Source organism: Terrimonas pollutisoli (genome assembly GCF_029360765.1).
In the GTDB taxonomy this organism is placed as follows: domain Bacteria; phylum Bacteroidota; class Bacteroidia; order Chitinophagales; family Chitinophagaceae; genus Terrimonas_B; species Terrimonas_B pollutisoli.
Genome location: NZ_JARKNA010000020.1, coordinates 58251 through 77533 on the forward strand (window position 1 = coordinate 58251; position 19283 = coordinate 77533).

The 19283-nt window shown below is 41.3% G+C and carries 13 protein-coding genes; 5 read left to right on the plus strand and 8 right to left on the minus strand.

Features of this window, described 5'->3' with window-relative positions:
• Window positions 1-32: 32 nt before the first annotated feature.
• A complete protein-coding gene (locus P2W73_RS22600) occupies window positions 33-584 on the minus strand; it encodes an SMI1/KNR4 family protein (protein ID WP_276504382.1) in 552 nt (183 codons plus the stop codon).
• A gap of 407 nt (window positions 585-991) precedes the next feature.
• Between P2W73_RS22600 and P2W73_RS22605 the strand changes: the two genes are divergently transcribed.
• Together P2W73_RS22605 and P2W73_RS22610 are read left to right on the plus strand one after the other, a co-directional pair.
• Window positions 992-1516, plus strand: coding sequence for an NTF2-like N-terminal transpeptidase domain-containing protein (locus P2W73_RS22605; RefSeq protein WP_276504383.1), 525 nt, complete (start codon window positions 992-994; stop codon window positions 1514-1516).
• Between the two features lie 96 nt (window positions 1517-1612).
• Window positions 1613-1876 carry a hypothetical protein gene (locus P2W73_RS22610; RefSeq protein ID WP_276504384.1) on the plus strand — a complete coding sequence of 88 codons (264 nt, stop codon included), beginning with the start codon at window positions 1613-1615 and terminating at the stop codon, window positions 1874-1876.
• 173 nt (window positions 1877-2049) lie between these two features.
• Here the strand turns inward: P2W73_RS22610 and P2W73_RS22615 are convergent, their stop codons facing one another.
• Entirely contained in the window at window positions 2050-3438 is a 1389-nt protein-coding gene (locus P2W73_RS22615; RefSeq protein ID WP_276504385.1) for a PSP1 domain-containing protein, read from the minus strand.
• A 236-nt stretch (window positions 3439-3674) separates the two neighbouring features.
• Window positions 3675-4904, minus strand: a complete 1230-nt coding sequence (locus P2W73_RS22620; RefSeq protein ID WP_276504386.1) for a DNA polymerase III subunit — start codon at window positions 4902-4904, stop codon at window positions 3675-3677.
• A 335-nt stretch (window positions 4905-5239) separates the two neighbouring features.
• Between P2W73_RS22620 and P2W73_RS22625 the strand changes: the two genes are divergently transcribed.
• The gene (locus tag P2W73_RS22625; RefSeq protein ID WP_276504387.1) at window positions 5240-9847 is read left to right on the plus strand and encodes an Ig-like domain-containing protein; all 4608 of its coding nucleotides are present in this window, start codon (window positions 5240-5242) and stop codon (window positions 9845-9847) included.
• 342 nt (window positions 9848-10189) lie between these two features.
• On the opposite strand, the gene P2W73_RS22630 is transcribed toward P2W73_RS22625, so the two are convergent.
• The 5 genes from P2W73_RS22630 to radA form a co-directional block, all read right to left on the minus strand.
• Complete coding sequence (locus P2W73_RS22630) at window positions 10190-10381, minus strand: hypothetical protein (RefSeq protein ID WP_276504388.1); 192 nt, start codon at window positions 10379-10381, stop codon at window positions 10190-10192.
• Window positions 10382-10433: 52 nt separating this feature from the next.
• Window positions 10434-10952 carry a glutathione peroxidase gene (locus P2W73_RS22635; protein WP_276504389.1) on the minus strand — a complete coding sequence of 173 codons (519 nt, stop codon included), beginning with the start codon at window positions 10950-10952 and terminating at the stop codon, window positions 10434-10436.
• 100 nt (window positions 10953-11052) lie between these two features.
• On the minus strand, window positions 11053-12447 hold the full coding sequence (locus tag P2W73_RS22640; RefSeq protein ID WP_276504390.1) for a choice-of-anchor Q domain-containing protein: 1395 nt from the start codon (window positions 12445-12447) through the stop codon (window positions 11053-11055).
• A 165-nt stretch (window positions 12448-12612) separates the two neighbouring features.
• On the minus strand, window positions 12613-13314 hold the full coding sequence (locus tag P2W73_RS22645; RefSeq protein WP_276504391.1) for a ComF family protein: 702 nt from the start codon (window positions 13312-13314) through the stop codon (window positions 12613-12615).
• Window positions 13315-13394: 80 nt separating this feature from the next.
• On the minus strand, window positions 13395-14807 hold the full coding sequence (gene radA, locus P2W73_RS22650; RefSeq protein ID WP_276504392.1) for a DNA repair protein RadA: 1413 nt from the start codon (window positions 14805-14807) through the stop codon (window positions 13395-13397).
• A gap of 480 nt (window positions 14808-15287) precedes the next feature.
• Between radA and P2W73_RS22655 the strand changes: the two genes are divergently transcribed.
• Complete coding sequence (locus P2W73_RS22655) at window positions 15288-15983, plus strand: zinc metallopeptidase (protein WP_276504393.1); 696 nt, start codon at window positions 15288-15290, stop codon at window positions 15981-15983.
• A 165-nt stretch (window positions 15984-16148) separates the two neighbouring features.
• Window positions 16149-19277, plus strand: a complete 3129-nt coding sequence (locus tag P2W73_RS22660; RefSeq protein ID WP_276504394.1) for a SusC/RagA family TonB-linked outer membrane protein — start codon at window positions 16149-16151, stop codon at window positions 19275-19277.
• Window positions 19278-19283 lie beyond the last annotated feature (6 nt).

Here is a 19283-nt window from a genome sequence, read left to right on the forward strand (position 1 = left end):
TGGTTCGTGACACTAACCAAACGCTTATTGTCTTACCTTTTAACTCTCCAAAAGTCCTCATCCCAAATTTTATAAAGCTGTGAAAATAGCACGTCTCCGTATAAAGTTGATGCTGGTTTAATTTGAATTCCTCTAACAAATTCAAATATATTGTTAGCTATCATCCTTGGTTCCATTGCATCAGCTCTATCCCAAAATATTTTATCAATACTAGAAGTTTGAGTTCCTAGGTACAGACCGTTACCATCAGAAGAGGCAATAGGAAAAAACATATTGTCGGATAGAAAGTCGCTTAACCCTCCAGATGCGTAAACAGAAAACGCCTTTTGTATTTCAATAAAATGACTAAATCCTATATCCTCACCATTATGATAAAAATTGTATGTCGTACAAGGAAAATATTCATGATAAGTAGGTGATAAAAAAACTTCTCGTTTAATGTATTTCTCACCTAGATAAAAACTCTGCGCAAACAATTTATAGAGAGGCGGCAGCTTAAAATTAAATTGCTTTTCTAACAATTCAATTTCACCTACTCCATCATCTATATTTCTGCTTACGAGTAAATTAAAACTTGACTTCATAATTTTTAATTAAATATATCTTGTAATTCTCGTCCAATTATCCTTTCCCGACAAGTTTCCTCCTGCGTAAACTAACTAACTTCCATTATCTCCAAAGAGGGACTCATCGCTTATAAACGAAATGCCTTCAGTATTAAATTTCATAAACTCACGGTAATCTCTATCGGGAGTCATTCATGATTCGTAAAGTTGATACAATATATACCCGGGTGGGTTATTTTCTGATGAATGGACATGAAAGGAAGATACGGCATTCCGACTAGTCCCTCTGCTGATTTTCTTATAGGAGAAGGCCTCCGCCGGAGGAGACTCGTCAGAAAAGAAAAAACGACCCGAAAGCGGGGAGTTCTGTTTTGGTTTAGCTGCTCCGTGTTATATATTTACGTTATCACTTTAATTATTACTGTATGAAGTGCTGGATATTGATAACTGCCATTCTACTCTCTTTTTCTTCTACGGCTCAGGTCAGTCAGGAAGATTCTGTTTACCTGGACAATGTTGAAAAACAGGGAAAAATTATGGCTGAATTGTTAGTGGCTAAGGATTACAAAGCCTTTGTAAAATTTACGCATCCGCAGGTTGTCAAAATGTTAAGAGGGGAAGAAAAAATGGTGGAGGTGCTGAAAGAAAGTATGGAGACGATGGAAGCCGATGGTTTTTCCATTGTCAATTGTACTATTAGCAGACCATTGAAAATTATCCAATTTAAAACCGAGCTCCAGTGTACTGTTCCGCAAACGTTAGAGATGAAGACACCGGAGGGAAGAATGGTTACAAAATCAACCTTAATTGGTATTTCAGGTGATAAAGGTGCAAATTGGGTTTTTATCGATACACAAGGCAAAGATTTAAAAATACTACAGACTCGCTTTCCCAATCTCAGTCCTGAGCTGGTCATTCCGCAAAAAGAAGACCCTGTGATTTATAAATGACTAACCTGTTAGTAACTTGATATATTTTTACAGGGACTATTCGATTTTCAAAAGAACGAACGAATGAAAAACCTCTATAGGTAGTCAGGAGATAATATGAGAGATATAAAATTTGTCGTCACAAGCTATGATAATAATAGAGATTGCAATTGCCAAAATTGCAACAAGAAAATTGCGGAATTTATAGATGACAAGATGGTTCCTTCGCCAGCGGAATGTCATAAAGAAGGAAATGTACCGGTTCCAAATTTTGGATGGTTCTGTTCCCAGGATTGCGCAGATCAATATGAAAAAAAGTATGATATCCGATTTGCACGTACCAAAGAAGGAAAGATTGATTATTACGCTGACGGTTTTTAATCTTGATATACCGAAATATTTGTTTGCTTTTCAGACGAGTCTCCTCCCTTGTAAAGTACAATGACCCGTCCTGAAAAAGAATTAGTACTTCAACTGGTTGCTATCGATATTTTAAGACAGGTGAAAATTTACTAGTTGAATTCGTGTCCATTCGTATAATTCGTAGCAAAACCCTAATTCCCCTTCTGTGGCGGCCGCTGTTGTTTCGGTGGCCTCGGCCCCTGTGGTCTTTGTTGTTGCGGTCTGTTTGGATTATTTCCACCTTGCTGTCCCTGGTTTCCCTGCGGACGTTGAGGTCTGTTAGGTTGTTGGTTACCCTGTTGCTTACTTGCCTGTCCGGTAGCAGGTTGGTTGCCCGTTGGTCCTGAGCTTGCCGAAGGATTCCTGTTACCTGTTCCTTGCTGCGGTCTTTGTCCCTGGCGCTGCCCTTTTTGTTGTTGCTGTTGATTACGGCGTTTTCTATCCGCTTTCTCCAATGTCTGCAAGCTAATCTGTCCTACCAGGTCAGCCATTTCAGGCTCCACTTCTTTTGGTTTGGAAGAAACTACTTCTACCGGTTCCAGTTCTTCGGGGAAGACGCCCTGGTGGTTCAGCGACCTTATTTTTACCACCCGTTCAATACTTAGCGGGTATTGTTTATTACTATCCGGCAATGTGTACCACATCAGGTTTTTGAAAATATCTTTCTTCGCCAAAAATGCCGTACCCCTCGCTATTCTGAGTGTATCGCAGTTGTCAGGGAAATGTTGCAAGGCATCCAGGTAAGTATCCAGCTCATAATTCAAGCAGCATTTCAAACGTCCACATTGCCCGCTTAGCTTTGCCTGGTTGATCGAAAGATTCTGGTAACGGGCCGCTGCTGTATTCACCGATTTAAAATCAGTAAGCCAGGTACTGCAACAAAGTTCACGGCCACAACTACCAATGCCACCTACTTTACCTGCCTCTTGTCTTGCACCTATCTGGCGCATTTCCACTTTTACTTTAAACTCCGATGCATATACTTTGATCAGTTCCCGAAAATCGACACGACCATCGGCGATATAAAAGAATGTTGCTTTTCTGCCATCCGCCTGCATTTCCACCTGGCTGATCTTCATCTCCAGTTTCAACTGTTTGGCAATGGCACGGCTGCGAATTACGGCTTCCGGTTCACGGGATTTGTTCTGTGCCATTAGGTCCAGGTCACGGTCGCTGGCGGGGCGCAGCACTTTTTTCATTTCAGGATTATCTTCCCTGGCGCTACGTTTTTTCATTTGCAGCCTGACGATCTCGCCGGTTAGTGAAACTTCACCCACATCAAAACCACTCACACCTTCCACGGCGATCATATCGCCTTTTTCATATTGCTGGAGAGAAGGGTTTCTGAAAAAATCTTTCCGCGTCCCTTTATTAAAGCTTACTTCGATCACTTTACAGGCACTGTCCATATCTGCTATGGGCAGGTTATGAAGCCAGTCGTATGTATTCATACGGTTGCACCCGCCGGTACTGCATCCGCCGTTGCTTTTACATCCGCTTGGTTTGCCGCCTGTAGCGGTACCGCAACTTGTACAACCCATTGTAGTTATTACTTTGTAATTTAAACGAGGAAGAAGGGAATTTGTTTACCCGGCAGCAGAATGTCTATTAAGCAATCGTTGCGTCGCACTCTTGTACTTTCTGTTCATCATTCAGCATTTTGTACTGAATATCCGATGTGATATATGTAGTTGCGAATAACACAAATGAGTAATATAATAAAAATTCTGAATCGGGTACGTCTCTCACCCTTCACTATTCACTGTTCACTTTTTCCTCAATCTGTCAAAAATACAATTTTGTCCTGAATGATATGATATACTTTAATGGTGAGAGCATGAAACAGCATCTTCCCATTAGCATTCCTTTCTATATAATAACTGGCCTTATCCAATTCTTCAATGATCGCCTGCTGCTGTTCAATACCTGCGATTTTGTTCAGTCGTTGGGCAAAGTCCTGCTCCGAACCCGGTCTGACGGTTCCCGTCTGACCGCTATCAGATGTCATAACCCTTAACCGTATGGCCTGCTCAAGCAAATGATTGAAATAACGGAGAAACTGTTTTTGTTTTTCCCGGCCGAGTTTGCTGACCTCCTCTACCCACTTGGTTTGCGCAATGGGCCCTGTTTTCATGATGGCATTTAGCCATTCCCGCAAAAGGCTTTGCCAGTCCTCGTCCGAATGTTGCACCAATTGAAGAGCTTCCCGATAATTACCTTCACATACACTGGCTACCTGCCGGGCTGTTGCAGCTTCGGTTTTATTTCTTTCTATTAAAGCCTTTTCAATATCAGCGGTCTCAAGCGCCGGGATGCGAACCACCTGGCAACGGCTGACAATAGTTGGCAGAATGAGCGACTCATTTTCCGCGACCAGTATAAATAAGGTATTGGGCGGCGGTTCTTCGATCAGTTTTAACAGTTTGTTGCCCTCATTACCCAGGTATTCCGGCAGCCACATCACCAATATTTTGTACTCGCTTTCAAAGCTTTTCAGGTTCAGCTTACGGATAATATCATTGCATTCTTGCGCCGTGATATTGCCCTGTTTATTTTCCGCACCAATAAACTGGAGCCAGTCATACACATTGCCATAAGGATAGTTTTTTATAAACTCCCGCCACTCGGTGATATAATCAGTGCTGATCGGGGGGCTGCCAGCTTTTTTTGTAACAACCGGGTAAGAAAAATGAATGTCCGGGTGAATCAACTGCTGCGCCTTTACACAGGCAGGACAGGTGCCACAGGAGTCGGTAGCCGGCTGCCGGTTAGCTGTTGCCGGTGTTGGTTCTTCGCCAAAAAGTGATACTTCCTGTTCGGGTGTTAAGCCCCCTTTAGGGGGTTTGGGGGTACAAACAACGTATTGCGCAAATGATAAGGCCAACGACAGTCCGCCACTTCCTTCCTTGCTTATAAACAATAAAGCATGGCTGAGGCGGTTTTGCTGAACCAGCTCCACTAAATTATTCTTCACTTCCTGCTGACCTATGATATTGCTGAATGGCATGGACCGCAAATATATTGAAACAAAAAAGCTTCGTTGAGATGCAGTTTTTAAAACAAAAATGTCATTCTGAGTGAAAACATATTACCGTCTTCTCATTCAAACAGGATGATCCATTAAAACAATATTATCTCATTGTTAATCCTGCATTAAACCTGCTACACTCGTAGTTTTACTAGCTGTTGATTGGATTATTATATTTCTTTTTTACTTAGCTTGCTCACTACCAATTATCCCATCCGGCAAAGACCAATTACATCATCCACTATTTTATTGCCTTGCATATTGATCAGCTGTTGCCAACAGCCAGGTTTTTATTTTTTATAAACAACACACTTATGAGAAAAATGTACTCAAAATTTTTTGCTTACTGTTTCGTATTGCTGCTCCTTGGCCATGCCTCCTTTTCGCAGGTTGTCATCAGCCAGGTATATGGTGGCGGAGGAAACAGCGGATCCACTTACAAGAACGATTTTATTGAAATTTTTAACCGAGGTACGAGTTCTGTTAGCTTAAACGGATGGTCAGTGCAATATGCTTCGGCAACGGGAACTTCATGGCAGAAAACAGATCTTACAAATGTTACATTAGCTCCGGGTCAATATTATTTGATCCAGGAAGCTGCAGGTACAGGAGGAACAGTTGATTTGCCGGCGCCAGATGCGATTGGTTCGATCCCTATGGCTGCAGGAGCAGGGAAAGTGGTTTTATTGAATACAAATAGTTTGATTGTATCCGGCACTTCGTGTCCATCCGATGCTACGGTAGTGGATAAAGTCGGTTTTGGATCTACTTCAAACTGTTTTGAAGGCAGCGGCCCCACTCCGGCTCCGTCCAATACAAATGCAGTTTTCAGAACAAATAATGGCTGCACTGATGGCAATGTTAATTCAACAGATTTTACAGCAGCGCCAGCTAATCCAAGAAATTCTGCCAGTGCATTAAATCCATGTTCAGGTCCCGTGTCCGTTTCAGTGGCTGCGGGAGTGAATGCTGCAGAGCCATCCTCTAATGGCACATTCATCGTAAATCTTTCCGGCCCTGCACCAGATGGAGGAGCAACGGTTACTTATACGTTGTCTGGCTCTGCGACTATCAATGATGATTATTCCGATCCGCAATCAGGAGCTATAACCATTGCAGCCGGAGATAATACCGGGACGATACAGCTAAATGTTATAGATGATAATGATATTGAAAGAACCGAGCAAATAGATATTACATTAACCGGCGTTACCAGTCCGCTGATTATTGGATCAGCCAATGCGTCTATAAATATTGCCGACAACGATGTTCCCGTCAATCCTTATATATCGTTAGTAAATACCTATTCGCAAGATTTTAATTCATTAGTGGCTTCGGGCAGCTCTTCTACTTTACCAACAGGATGGCTATTTACAGAATCAGGAACCAATGCCAATGGACTTTATATAGCAGGTACGGGTTCCGGAACAGGCGGCGACACTTATAGTTTTGGAACAACTGCCGATGACCGTGCATTTGGTACTTTACAATCGGGTAGCCTAACGTCCACTGTTGGTGCACAAATTCAAAACAATGCCGGCTCTGTCATTACCAAACTAAAAATTACTTACACCGGTGAGCAATGGCGTTCAGGTGCAGCGTCCAGAACGGATGAACTATCATTTCAGTACAGCCTTGACGCAACAACGCTTTCGAATGGGACATGGACAGATGTTTCAATCCTGGATTTTATTACACCTAATACAGCTGCTATTGGCGCAAAAGATGGAAATACAGCTGCATACAGAAAATCGTTGACCTATACTTTAAGAAATCTGTCGATACCTGCCGGTGCAATATTTTTAATCCGGTGGGTTGATGTAAATGCTTCCGGCGCCGATGATGGTTTGGCGGTTGATGATTTTACTATTGAAGCTAACCCCGTTGATATAATACCTCCTGTAATCACTGCTGTTTCTCCTGTTAACGGTGCGATAGATGTATCTGTCAATACCGCTGTAGTTGCGCAGTTTAATGAAGATATTCAAAAGGGATCAGGTACCATCAGGGTGATGCGCCAGGCAGACAACAGTATTTTTCAAACGCTGGATATTAATTCACCTGACATAACAGCCACACCCAATAGCCTCAGTTTTACACTCAATAATCTCGAAGTGAATACAGGCTACTACATTCAAATGGATAATGGTGTAGTAACAGACCTTGACGGAAATGGTTTTGCAGGCATCAGCAATAACAGTGACTGGACATTTACAACGGGCATTAATGTTTATGTAGCTAATTTTCAGAATTGCACCGCTGGCATCAGTGATGGCTTCTCCCAATTCAGCACAACGGGTGATATCACCTGGGCCTGCACCACATTTGGCAGGGATCCATCAGCTCCATCCGGTACAGTACCATTCCCCAGCGGCGTACAGATCAATGGTTTTGCAAACGGTACAAATGTTCCTAATCATGACTGGCTTATTTCACCATCATTTGACCTGACTGCCACAACTTATCCATTACTTTCATTCTGGAGTCGTACAGCATTTAATGGTCAGCCCTTGCAACTAAAAGTTTCTACTGATTATGTAAGTGGTGATCCTGCTTTGGCAACGTGGACGGACATCAATGGTAAGTTTCCAGCACAGGCTTCTAATAGCTGGACCTTCTCATCCAACATTAACTTGTCATCATTCAAACAGCCGAATGTTCACTTTGCCTTTGTTTATTTCTCGGATGATGATGAAGGAGCACGATGGACCGTCGACGATATGGCACTCGGCAATTCGCCCACACCGCCACCGCCAAGCCTTACGGTAGCAACGACAGATATTCAGTTTGCCTACACCACAAGCGGTTCAAGTTCTGCTAAAACATTCTCCTTTATAGGAAATGATCTTACCGGAGATATAACAATAAATGCTACGGGTGCATTTGCGGTATCAAAAGATGGTGGCAGTTATAGTTCCTCGTTAACCTATACCGCAGAAGAGGCAAATAATATTTCCAAAACAGTGTATGTACAGTTTGCACCAACGCAAAACAACCAGGATTTTGCAGGCACTATTACCATTGCAACACAGCCCGGCCTTTCAACAATCGTAAACCTGAAAGGTACCAGTATTGATCCTGCAACTACGCTGGAAGTAGTTAACTGGAACATAGAATGGTTTGGCAGTACAGCAAATGGTCCAACCAATGAAGCGCAGCAGCAGGCAAACGTTCAGGAAATTCTACAGAATATCGGCGCCGACGTATATGGCCTGGTAGAAGTGGTTGATGAATCGAAGCTGGCAAATCTTGTCAGTCAAATGCCGGGCTATTCGTATGTAATAGGTAATTATGGTTCGCATACAAATCCTTTCGAAACTGATCCTGGCCCATTGAGTGAAGCACAAAAACTGGCCTTCATTTATAAGATCTCGGTATTCAGTAATGTTACGACAACTGCATTGCTGACAGCCGGAGTTAATACAGCAGAGGATCTGAATAATCCCAATTATAACTACTGGGCAAGCGGACGCTATCCTTTCATGATGAGTGCTGATGTGACCTTGAACTGTGTAACAAAGAATGTAAAATTCATCCTCGTTCATGCCAAAGCCAATACTTCACCCACGGCTACTTCATATGACAGAAGAAAAAAAGGAGCAGATGCGTTGTATACGCTGCTAAAGGATAATTATGCTGATGATAACATTGTTATTCTTGGCGATTTTAATGACGATTTGGATCAGTCGATCACGGCTGGATTTACTACCACTTCCTGGAGTTCATTTACAACGGATGCTGCCAATTTCACCGCACTCACTTTGCCACTTAGTGAAGCTGGTAAGAAATCAACGGTGAGTTATAATGATATGATCGATCATGTGGTCGTTTCCAATGAAGTGCAACCCGACTACCTGTCTGCAAGTGCTAATGTGCTGAGTGACGTAGCAAGCCTGGTGAGCAACTACGGTTCCAGCACTTCTGACCACTATCCGGTATTTACCCGTTACCGGTTTAGTAATACAACAGCTCCTTCAATAACATCATGCACAGCCCAATCAACGTTCTGTGCAAGCAATAACAACACTTATACTATTCCTGCTTTTGTTGCTTCAGATGATTGCGGCGATGTGGTAACCTATAGCTTTGTTATTACCGGTGCGACGGAAAGAACCGGTTTATCAAATGATGCGAGTGGCCTATTTAACATTGGCACAAGTACTATCAAGTGGACAGCGACTGATAGTTGGGGCAATTCTGTTGCCTGCGAAACAGCGGTTGTTGTGAACGGAAACCCTGCTGTAAGTATCCCTGATGCATATGCATTGTCATCGGGCACTCTTCCGAATACTGTTTATATTGGTTATGCCCCTGCATCATCGATTACATTGACAGCGCAGGCCTCGGGGGGCAGTCCTGGATATTCTTATAGTTGGTCAAGTGGTTCGACAACTGCATCAGCGACGGTTAGCCCCACAATTGCTACGATTTACTCTGTAACGGTTACTGATGGTAATGGATGTACTGCAAATGCCTACAAAGCCATTTCTGTAATTGACATTACAGCAAGAGGTACCAAGAAAAATCCAAAAGTTTTCATTTGCCATAATAACAGCATGACACTTGAAGTAGGAACAGCAGAAGTGCCTACGCACCTTTCACATGGTGATATGTTGGGTGGCTGTAACAGTACACAGATAATTTCAAATAGGAGTATTACCCAGCCAATAGTTGCGAGCACCAATTTAGCATTACAGGTGTTACCCAATCCTTCAACCAGTTATTTTACACTGAACATCCCTGTTTTGTCAGAGCGAATGAGTTTGAAAGTAATGGATATCCTGGGCAGAGTGATTGAGCAAAAGCAAAATCTGCAGGGAGGGGGTGTTGTGACATTTGGTGAAAAGTATAAAGCAGGATTATACCTGGTAGAATTAACCGGGGGTAAAGAAAGGAAGATTATAAAATTGGTGAAGCACTAGCAGAGTTTTCAGGCGTATTCGAAGGGCTGGCTCGTTTTGAGTCAGCCCTTTTTTCTTCCTATGGCAGGATTATTCTTCAACAGTCTTGATTGGTGATGAACTGTAATAATAGTCACTGTTTCATCCGGTAAAAGCTCATAAATAATACGGTAGCGATTTACTAGTATTTCCTAAGCTTTGAGTTGTTTACTTCGGGAACAGGCTTACCGAAACCAGGATATTTTATCAGAATTTCAGCCTTTTCAAAAAAGAGGTGAACAATATTTTAAGCGGCCAGCACTGAGTCTTTTGAGATATTCTTTGCAATCAGGTCAATATCTTTTAACGCAGAAGGAGCCCATATTAACTGAGCCATTTTTTTAGTTTTTTCTTTGCTTGCGCTGTTGTTAGTCCCTTGCCTTGCTGTATTTCAGCTTTGCCTTGGTTAATTTTTTGTAAAACGATCAACCTTTCTATCGCTTCGTCAACCGGAAATTCATCAGGCAGATCTTTCAGGCTTTTTAAAACTTCTTTTTTAGAAAGCATTTTTCTCATTTTCTTAAAGTTAAACAGAAACAAGCAGGCAATATAGGTACGTGTAAAAAGATCAGTTCAGGTACTTCAAAATTTCATCGCTCATCGGTAATGTTTTTGGTGCAAACGTTGCAATCAGATTTCCTTTCTCATCCACAAGGAATTTTCCAAAATTCCACTTCACAGGGTCAGCCAGACCTTTTTTTGCAGCTTCTTCTTCCAGGAATTTATAAATCGGTGCCATATCATCACCTTTCACAGATATTTTATCAGCCATAGGGAAAGTAACCCCATAATTCTTTTTGCAGAATTCGGCTATCTCTTCTTTGCTACCCGGTTCCTGTCCATTAAAGTTATTGGCCGGAAAACCAATGATGACTAATTTGTCTTTGTACTTATCGTATAACTGCTGCAGGCCTTCATACTGTGGAGTTAAACCACACTTTGAAGCGGTATTTACAATCATGATCTTTTTGCCTTTGAATTTGGCAAAATCAATTTCATTGCCATCCAATCCCGCTACTTTAAAGTCATAGATTGATGTACCGGTTAATGTTACAGCCAATAATAGAGAAATAATAAACGTTTTCATATCATTAAATTAATTGTAGAAAAATGAAGCATAAAGGTAGGCTGAAATCTCACGCCTATTTCCTTTTTAATCCTTAAAATCCTATAAATCCCAGTTCAGACTATTGCTTCTCAAAACAGCCAAGGTCGGGTTGACCTGATGGCCTGGGCTTACCATCCAGGTCAATGTTGGCGGAAGTATTGGTTCCTGCATTAATGGCTGGTGATGCCAGTTGTAACCTGAAGTCGTAATAGTTTTTTGAAATATTGATGCTGTCAAACAGCGGTGGGTTATTACTGATAATATTTTGGCTGATAATATTTTGGGGTGGGGTCTTGACACGCCAAAGATTATAGTCAAAGTTTACTATGTCACTGGCAGCTTTTGTTACCACCACTTCATTCTCCACCAGTGCATTATTTTCTGAGCCATCGTCGCCCCAGAAAATGCAATTTCTAAACAGTGCATTTAGCGGAGCTGTTGCAGTACCATCTGTATTGCTGATATTCAGCACCGGGTCTTTATGTTGAATAAAAAGGTTGGAATAACTTACTATGGTGCAATGATTGAATTCATAGTTTCCACCTTTTCCTATAGCGATATTCTTTCCGCAATTACTCACCAGGCAGTTTGTTGCACTGATACTTGAATTCAGGGCAATAATGCCTGCATCATAGGCATTATCGATTACACATTCATTTAAGGTGAGTTTTGGATTGGTATTAGGGGCAAGATCCTGCAGGGCAATCGCCTGGTAAGCGTTTTTGATAACGGCATAATTCAGAACATTGTCCTTGCTGCTTGTTCTGAAAAAAATGCCTGGCCATGCAGCAGGAAAATCTTTATAAGGCTCATCTAACCTGTCGCCATGGAAGTATACACGGTCAATCGTATCTTTTCCACCATTTACTTTCAAACTGCCATCAATAATAATAGGGGCATCGGCGTGTACATAAATGCGACAACCTTTAGCCACCGTTAAAGTTTGTCCTGCATCCACATATAGATAACCTTGTATGACATAAGGCAGGTCATTGACCCATGTTTCGTTGGAAATAACTTCTTTGTTTCGAAGAAAGTGTGCATTTTGCCCCCAGGCTTCCAATTGCACCAATTTATTTTTCCCGTTATAGCTTACCTGTATACTATCACGAATGATAAACGGGAGATTGCCGGCATTGGGATCTACATTCACCTGGACAAAAACATAGATGCTGTCATTGGCTTCAATTTCTATGTTAAAAGCTTCTGTTGTCGGGAGTCCGTCTACATTCATCTTATAGTTTGAGGCAGCGCCACCCATCAGTTTTACAGAAGAAAGTCTTAACCTTTGATCGTTATCATTGATAATTTTAAACGACTGCGTAACAGAACCCACCGATGTAAAAACGGTGTCATAGTGAAGTGTGTCGACGGTAATTGCCACGCTGGCATCAGGTGAAGTAATAAATGAATCTTTCCTGCAGGAATGTAAAAGAAGAACAAAGGCTAGCGTAATCAGTAAGGCAATTCTCATCAGTTAATTTTAAATAGGATTCAGTAGCGTCAAAAATAAACAGAACCTTTTGAATTTATACCATTTAGACATTCATGTAATGTCATAAGCTTCCGGTATAATGCCGAGAGACATTCGATGCTTTCATTAATATTGTTTTAATGTCTCGTCGGTATTAATAGCCGCTCAGGAATGTGCTGTAGTACACAAGGTGGCTATACTTAACCGAACATTTTCTGCTGTCAAAAGTTCCGCACCACAAGCTTCCAATGTGGCGCCGGTTGTGATCACATCATCCACCAGCAGTAAATGTTTATCCCTGATGGACCCTGGTTTTACAAGAATGAATTTGCCTTCCATATTTTGCCACCGCTCAATCCTTCTTTTTTGGGTTTGCGTGTCGGTATGTTGAGAACGGATAATAATATCTTTTAGTACAGCCACCTGTAAACTTTCTGCTATTCCTTCGCATAGAACCGTGGATTGGTTGTAGCCACGCTTTTTTTCTTTGGCGGCAAAAAGAGGTAGTGGTATTAATGCATCTATACCAAATCTGCCAGATCTGCTGATGCTTTCACCCATCATTCTACCCAACTGCAGCCCTAGCTCCTTATTCCCTTTGTATTTAAATTGGTGCATCAATCGCTTCATCAACGACTCACCTGTGAAATAATATTGTGCGGTGGCGCTTTCAAGTCTTAACCGTCCCCACAATTTTTTCTCAACAGGGTTGTTCGCATGCCATTCAAAATTTGTTTCGGGCATGGCGTCCATACATCGCAGGCAAAGAGCAGATGAGGGGTCGAGTATATCATTTCCACATCCACTACAAATATGTGGAAATAACAAGTGAACAACCGAGTCCTTTATTTCTTTTATACTAATCATCAGGTATAATTAGACCTATGAAATTAAAATAACAACACTGATCAGTTGTTGTTATTTTCAGAGCCTTCTCAAACTCCCCTTTAGGGGTTGGGGGCAAAAAGAAACTGGTATACCTCCTCCACACGTCCCATCGTCACCACGTCAATATTAAACTTCTGTTTGGATAAACCCTTTTGGTTATATTTTGATACAATAATCTTTTCAAAGCCCAGTTTTTCCGCTTCTGCAATCCGCTGATCAATTCTGTTAACAGCTCTTATTTCTCCGCTCAATCCAACTTCGCCGGCAAAACAAATGTGCTGGCTTAACGGAACATCTTCATAAGACGAAAGTAGTGCACAGAGAACAGCGAGGTCAATCGATGGGTCTTCTACTTTAAGGCCACCGGCAATATTCAAAAAAACATCTTTTAAGCCAAAATGAAAGCCACCTCTTTTTTCCAGCACGGCTAACAAAAGTTGCAGACGCCTGAGATCAAAACCGCTCACAGTACGTTGCGGGGTTCCATATACCGATTGTGTTACCAAAGCCTGTACCTCTATCAATAAAGGGCGCATACCTTCAATAGTTGCCGCAATGGCAATACCGCTCAGCTGATCTTCCTTTTGAGTTATCAATATTTCACTGGGATTGATAACCCCTCTCATTCCTTCAGCCGTCATTTCATAAATTCCTAACTCGGATGTGCTGCCGAAGCGATTCTTTAAAGTGCGAAGAATGCGATAGGCATAGTGACGATCGCCTTCAAACTGTAAAACCGTATCGACCATGTGCTCGAGAATCTTAGGTCCCGCAATGCTGCCATCTTTTGTAATATGACCTATCAGGATGACAGGAGTGTTTGTTTCTTTTGCAAAGCGCTGAAACTCCGCCGCACACTCCCTGATTTGTGATACTGAACCCGGTGATGAATCAATAAGCGGAGTTTGCAATGTTTGAACTGAATCCACAATAACTAATTCCGGTTTTAGCTTTTTTATCTCCTGGAAAATTTGTTGCGTAGATGTCTCAGTCAATAAGTAAAAATTGTCCGGCGTGTTTATTGATCCGGCATTGACCGAAGGATTTATTTTCATCCGGTCAGCTCTCATCTTTATCTGTTGCTCACTTTCTTCGCCGCTGATATAAAGTACTATGCTGTCTTTTAACCACAATCCGTTTTGTAAAAAAAGCGTTGACTTGCCTATACCCGGTTCTCCTGCAACCAAAATAATACTTCCGGGAACAATGCCTCCGCCTAATACACGATTAAGCTCTATGTCTGCTGTAACTAATCTCTTCTCTTCACCGCTTTTAACTTCACTTAGTGATAAGATCCGGTTGCTTCTTTTTTCTTCGTGATAATTTTTCCAATCGTTTGTTTTCTTTGTCTCTTTTTGAATCAATTCTTCTACAAACGTATTCCATTGACCACATGATGGACATTGTCCTATCCATTTCACACTTTCATATCCGCAATTTTGACAGAAGAAAGTTGTTTTAACTTTACTCATGCGATAAAGATAACTGATAGCAATAGTTGAATAAAAGATTAGTTAAGAAGCGGGAAAAGATGGATGTTGAAAAAAAAAAAATTATTCGTAAAGAGCAAAAGAGGAAATCAGGAGACAGAAAAACTGTTTAGCCTTTTTAAATGTAAAAGGGGCCAATCTTTTGATTGACCCCCTTACTTACTAACCCATTAAATTCTATAGCTAAGTTACAATTCTAGCCAACATTTCAAAATAAAATTTTTGTGCTGTGAATAACTTCCGGCGATAGTTTAAATTTCAATGTCAATGGCGATGGCTATGAAAAATACCTTATAACAGTTTGGTTTTCTTGTATTTAATTAAACGATCCGCCTTGGGCGAATCTTGCGGTCACCTACAGAAAAGTCATTTGCTCAAGTGACAAAAAGGCTGAAAATTAGGCGCTAATCTAAATGGCTGCAAGTTTGTTATAGATTATAAACAACTTAAAAATTTTTCAAAATGACACCATCCATTATGATTGTTTCTTTCCTCTTTTTGGGGATAAGTATGTTGGTTTCTATGGTCCTTAAGGGCAAGTTTACGAGGTACAGCAAAGTGCCCCTCAGAAATGGCTTGACAGGAAAGGAGATAGCGGAGAAAATGCTGAGAGAGAACGGGATATATGATGTAAAAGTAATTTCTGTAGATGGCTTTTTGTCAGACCATTATAATCCTGTCAATAAAACCGTTAACCTCAGTCCCGATGTTTATAACGGCACAAGTGTAGCTGCCGCAGCCGTCTCTGCTCATGAATGCGGCCATGCTGTGCAACATGCTACGGCTTATCAATGGCTCACCATGAGGAGCAAAATGGTTCCGGCAGTCCAAATCAGTTCTAACCTTGTAAACTGGATTTTATTGGTAGGTGTAATTATGGCGGCCTCGGGTGGTAATACCACCGTTTTGTTGGTCGGTATTATTCTAATGGCTATAACAGTTTTGTTCTCCTTAATTACATTGCCGGTGGAATTTGATGCCAGCCGGAGAGCTTTAGCCTGGCTTAACCAAACCAATGCAACGACAGCGGATGAATATCCTAAAGCCAAAGATGCTTTAAAATGGGCGGCAATGACTTATGTGGTAGCAGCTCTTGCTGCAGTAGTAACCTTAGTTCAATATATTATGCTTTATTTGGGGAGCAGAGATAGAGAATAAAGAAAATTGGAATTTGGATTAAAGAGGATGCGGTAGCATCCTTTTTTGTTTTTGTGACAATGAGCAAGCTTGGATGATTTATTTCTGGGTCTGGGGCATGAAAAAGCAGCATCTAATCATATTGTCTTGTCATAACAGCTTATATTTCACTTAAATTAATACCAAATGAGAATTCCAAAACCACTGCTATTGGCGGCGCTATTATTATGCTGCCATTTTTTATGGGCCCAAACCAAGACAATTTCAGGAAAAGTAACCGATGCTAATGGAACTCCACTTGCAGGAGTTTCGGTGATTGTAAAAGGAGCCAGTTCAGGAACGATGACAGGAGTCGATGGTACCTTTTCTTTAAAAGTGCCTGAAAAAGCCTCCGCATTGACTTTTTCTTACTTAGGTTATGATAGTAAAGAGGTTGCCATTACGGGAATCTTCATTGATGTTGCGTTGGTAACCGGCCAAACAAAAAATTTGGACGAGGTAGTTGTTGTTGGTTACGGAACTAAAATAAAGCGAGACATTACCGGGGCTGTCGCAAAAGTTGGAGCTAAGGAGTTAGGTAATACTCCCGTAACAAGCTTCGAAAGTGCAGTTCAGGGTAGGGCTGCTGGCGTTTTTGTAGAACAACAAAATGGTAAACTTGGGCAGGCCATTAAGGTGAGAATACGTGGAGCTTCATCTGTAACTGCGGGCAACGAGCCCTTATACGTTATAGATGGCATTCCTGTCATCACAGCCGATTTGTCAAGTAATGGCGCCACTACAAGTCCCCTTGCAGATATTAATACAAATGATATTGAATCCATTGAAATTTTAAAAGACGCCTCTTCAGCTGCTATTTATGGTTCAAGGGCATCCAATGGAGTTGTGTTAATTACCACTAAAAGAGGTAAAGCAGGAAAATCAAAAATTGACTTTGGTTTTTTCACGGGCCTTCAAAAACCTACCAATAAAATGGAGTTTATGAATGCCGAAGAATTTGTGAAATATACATACCAGGCAGCTGAAGGAGGAGGACGGTATGATTTTGCTAATGGGCTTTCGGGATATAGCACCGAGCAGGAGGCAATCGATGATTACGTTGCGTTCGCCGAAAGCCGGATGAGAAGATATTCTGCAGGAAATGATGATTACAAAACTTACAAGGTTAATACAGATTGGCAGGACGAGGCTTTTCAAAGAGCGCCTATCTCTCAATACGATTTAAGTTTAAGTGGAGGAAATGATAAGACAACATTTTATGTAGGCGGACAATACCTCGATCAAAAAGGCATTATGGTTCGTAATGATCTGAAAAGATATAGCGGAAGGTTAAACCTTGACCATAAGATCAACAATTGGTTAAGTCTTGGCGTCAATCTGGCTCTTATCCGTACTTTAAATAACAGGATTACGAATGATAACGGCTTTGCAACTCCTTTACAGATTGTTGCACTGTCTCCAATTACGCCAATTATCGACCCACGAACCGGAAAATTAAGTGGAGCTTCTGATCCTAACAGGGCGAGCAATCCGGGCGGTCCAAACACTAATTATCCTGTATACTATAATCCCTTGCTAAGTGTGGACGGTGCTTCTTATCTTACTACGGTTAGCAGAAGTTTGGGCAACATTTATGGCCAGGCACAAATACTTAGTGGCCTGATTTTTAGAACGGAGTTTGGTGTAGATCAACTTAGCCAACTGGAAGAAGCTTACTACTCACCAGTTACTGAAAGAAATAATGGTTATCCAAGAGGTGGTGGTTTTACTTCAAACGATATGTTGTTAAACCTCACTACAAACAACTTTTTTAGGTATAATAAATTAATCAACGAAAATCATGATATCGAAGCTACGGTAGGTATGAGTTATCAAAATCAAAATTTGATAAACACTACCGGAACTGCAGAGGCCTTTCCTTCCGAAGCATATAAAAAATTAGCAAGCGCCGCTACAAAATCAGATGCTTCGTCCTCAGAAACTGAGTTTTCGTTTTTGTCCTACTTCGCCAGGGCTAATTATAAGCTAATGGATAAATACCTGCTGAATGTAAGTGGAAGATTTGATGCTTCTTCGAGATTTGGAAAAAACAGTCGGTGGGGATTTTTTCCAGCCATTTCTGCCGGATGGATATTGTCTGAGGAAAATTTCCTGAAAGAGTCTAATCTCATCAGTTTTCTTAAGGTGAAAGGAAGTTATGGATTGACTGGTAATGCTGAAATCGGAAACTTCAGTTCCTTAGGATTATTTTCAGGGGATGCAGCATATGCTGGCACACCCGGTCAACATCCTTCACAGTTGGCCAACCCTGATTTGAAATGGGAAACAACTTCCAGTGTGGATGTCGGCTTTGAAATTGGAATTTTAAATAATAGAATCTCCGCCGAGGTGGATGTATATTCCAGGAAGACCAAAGACTTGTTGTTAAATGTAGAAGTACCGGGCACAACAGGTTTTCTTACGCAAATCAACAATGTCGGCAAGTTGAAAAACAAAGGAATTGAGTTTACTATCAATTCGGATAATGTTGTCACAAAAGATTTCAGGTGGTCCACAAGTCTAAACTTTGGGTTAAATAAAAATAAAATTGAGGACCTGAGCGGTCAGGAGTTAGGCTTAGGTGAGGTTAACAGGGCTCGCGAAGGTGAGGCGTTGGGAGTATTTGTAGCAAGAGAGTTTGCAGGTGCAGATCCCAATAACGGAGACGCCTTATACATTTTGAATACGCCTAAGGCTGATGGTTCTTTGGACAGAAGTACTACCAATGATTATAACCAGGCGGCTGATGTCGTAATTGGGAATCCCAATCCAGATTTTATCTATGGCATGAGAAACACTTTTACTTTTAAGGGACTCGATGCTGAGATATTGCTGCAGGGAGTACAAGGAAATGAAATTTTTAATGGAGGTGGTCAATATATGTCGGCTAGTGGTAGTAATGGTTTTGATAATCAAACAAGAGATCAATTAAATGCCTGGAAAAAGCCGGGAGATATTACAATGGTTCCCGAGGCAAGACAATTTTTAGCTAACGGAACCAATAACTCAAGCCGCTATATTTCGGACGGTTCTTACCTGCGGGTGAAAGCTGTTTCTTTAGGTTATAATCTACCTAAATCTATTTTGAATAAAATCAAGCTTGAGAGAGTTCGTGTGTATGTGAGAGGACAAAACCTCTTCACTATCACGAATTATAAAGGATGGGATCCTGAAGTGAATGCTGACTACCAGGCAAGCAATATTAACCAGGGGGTTGATTTTTATTCAGCTCCACAGGTTAAAGCACTTGTTTTCGGAATCAACATTGGTCTTTAATTAAAA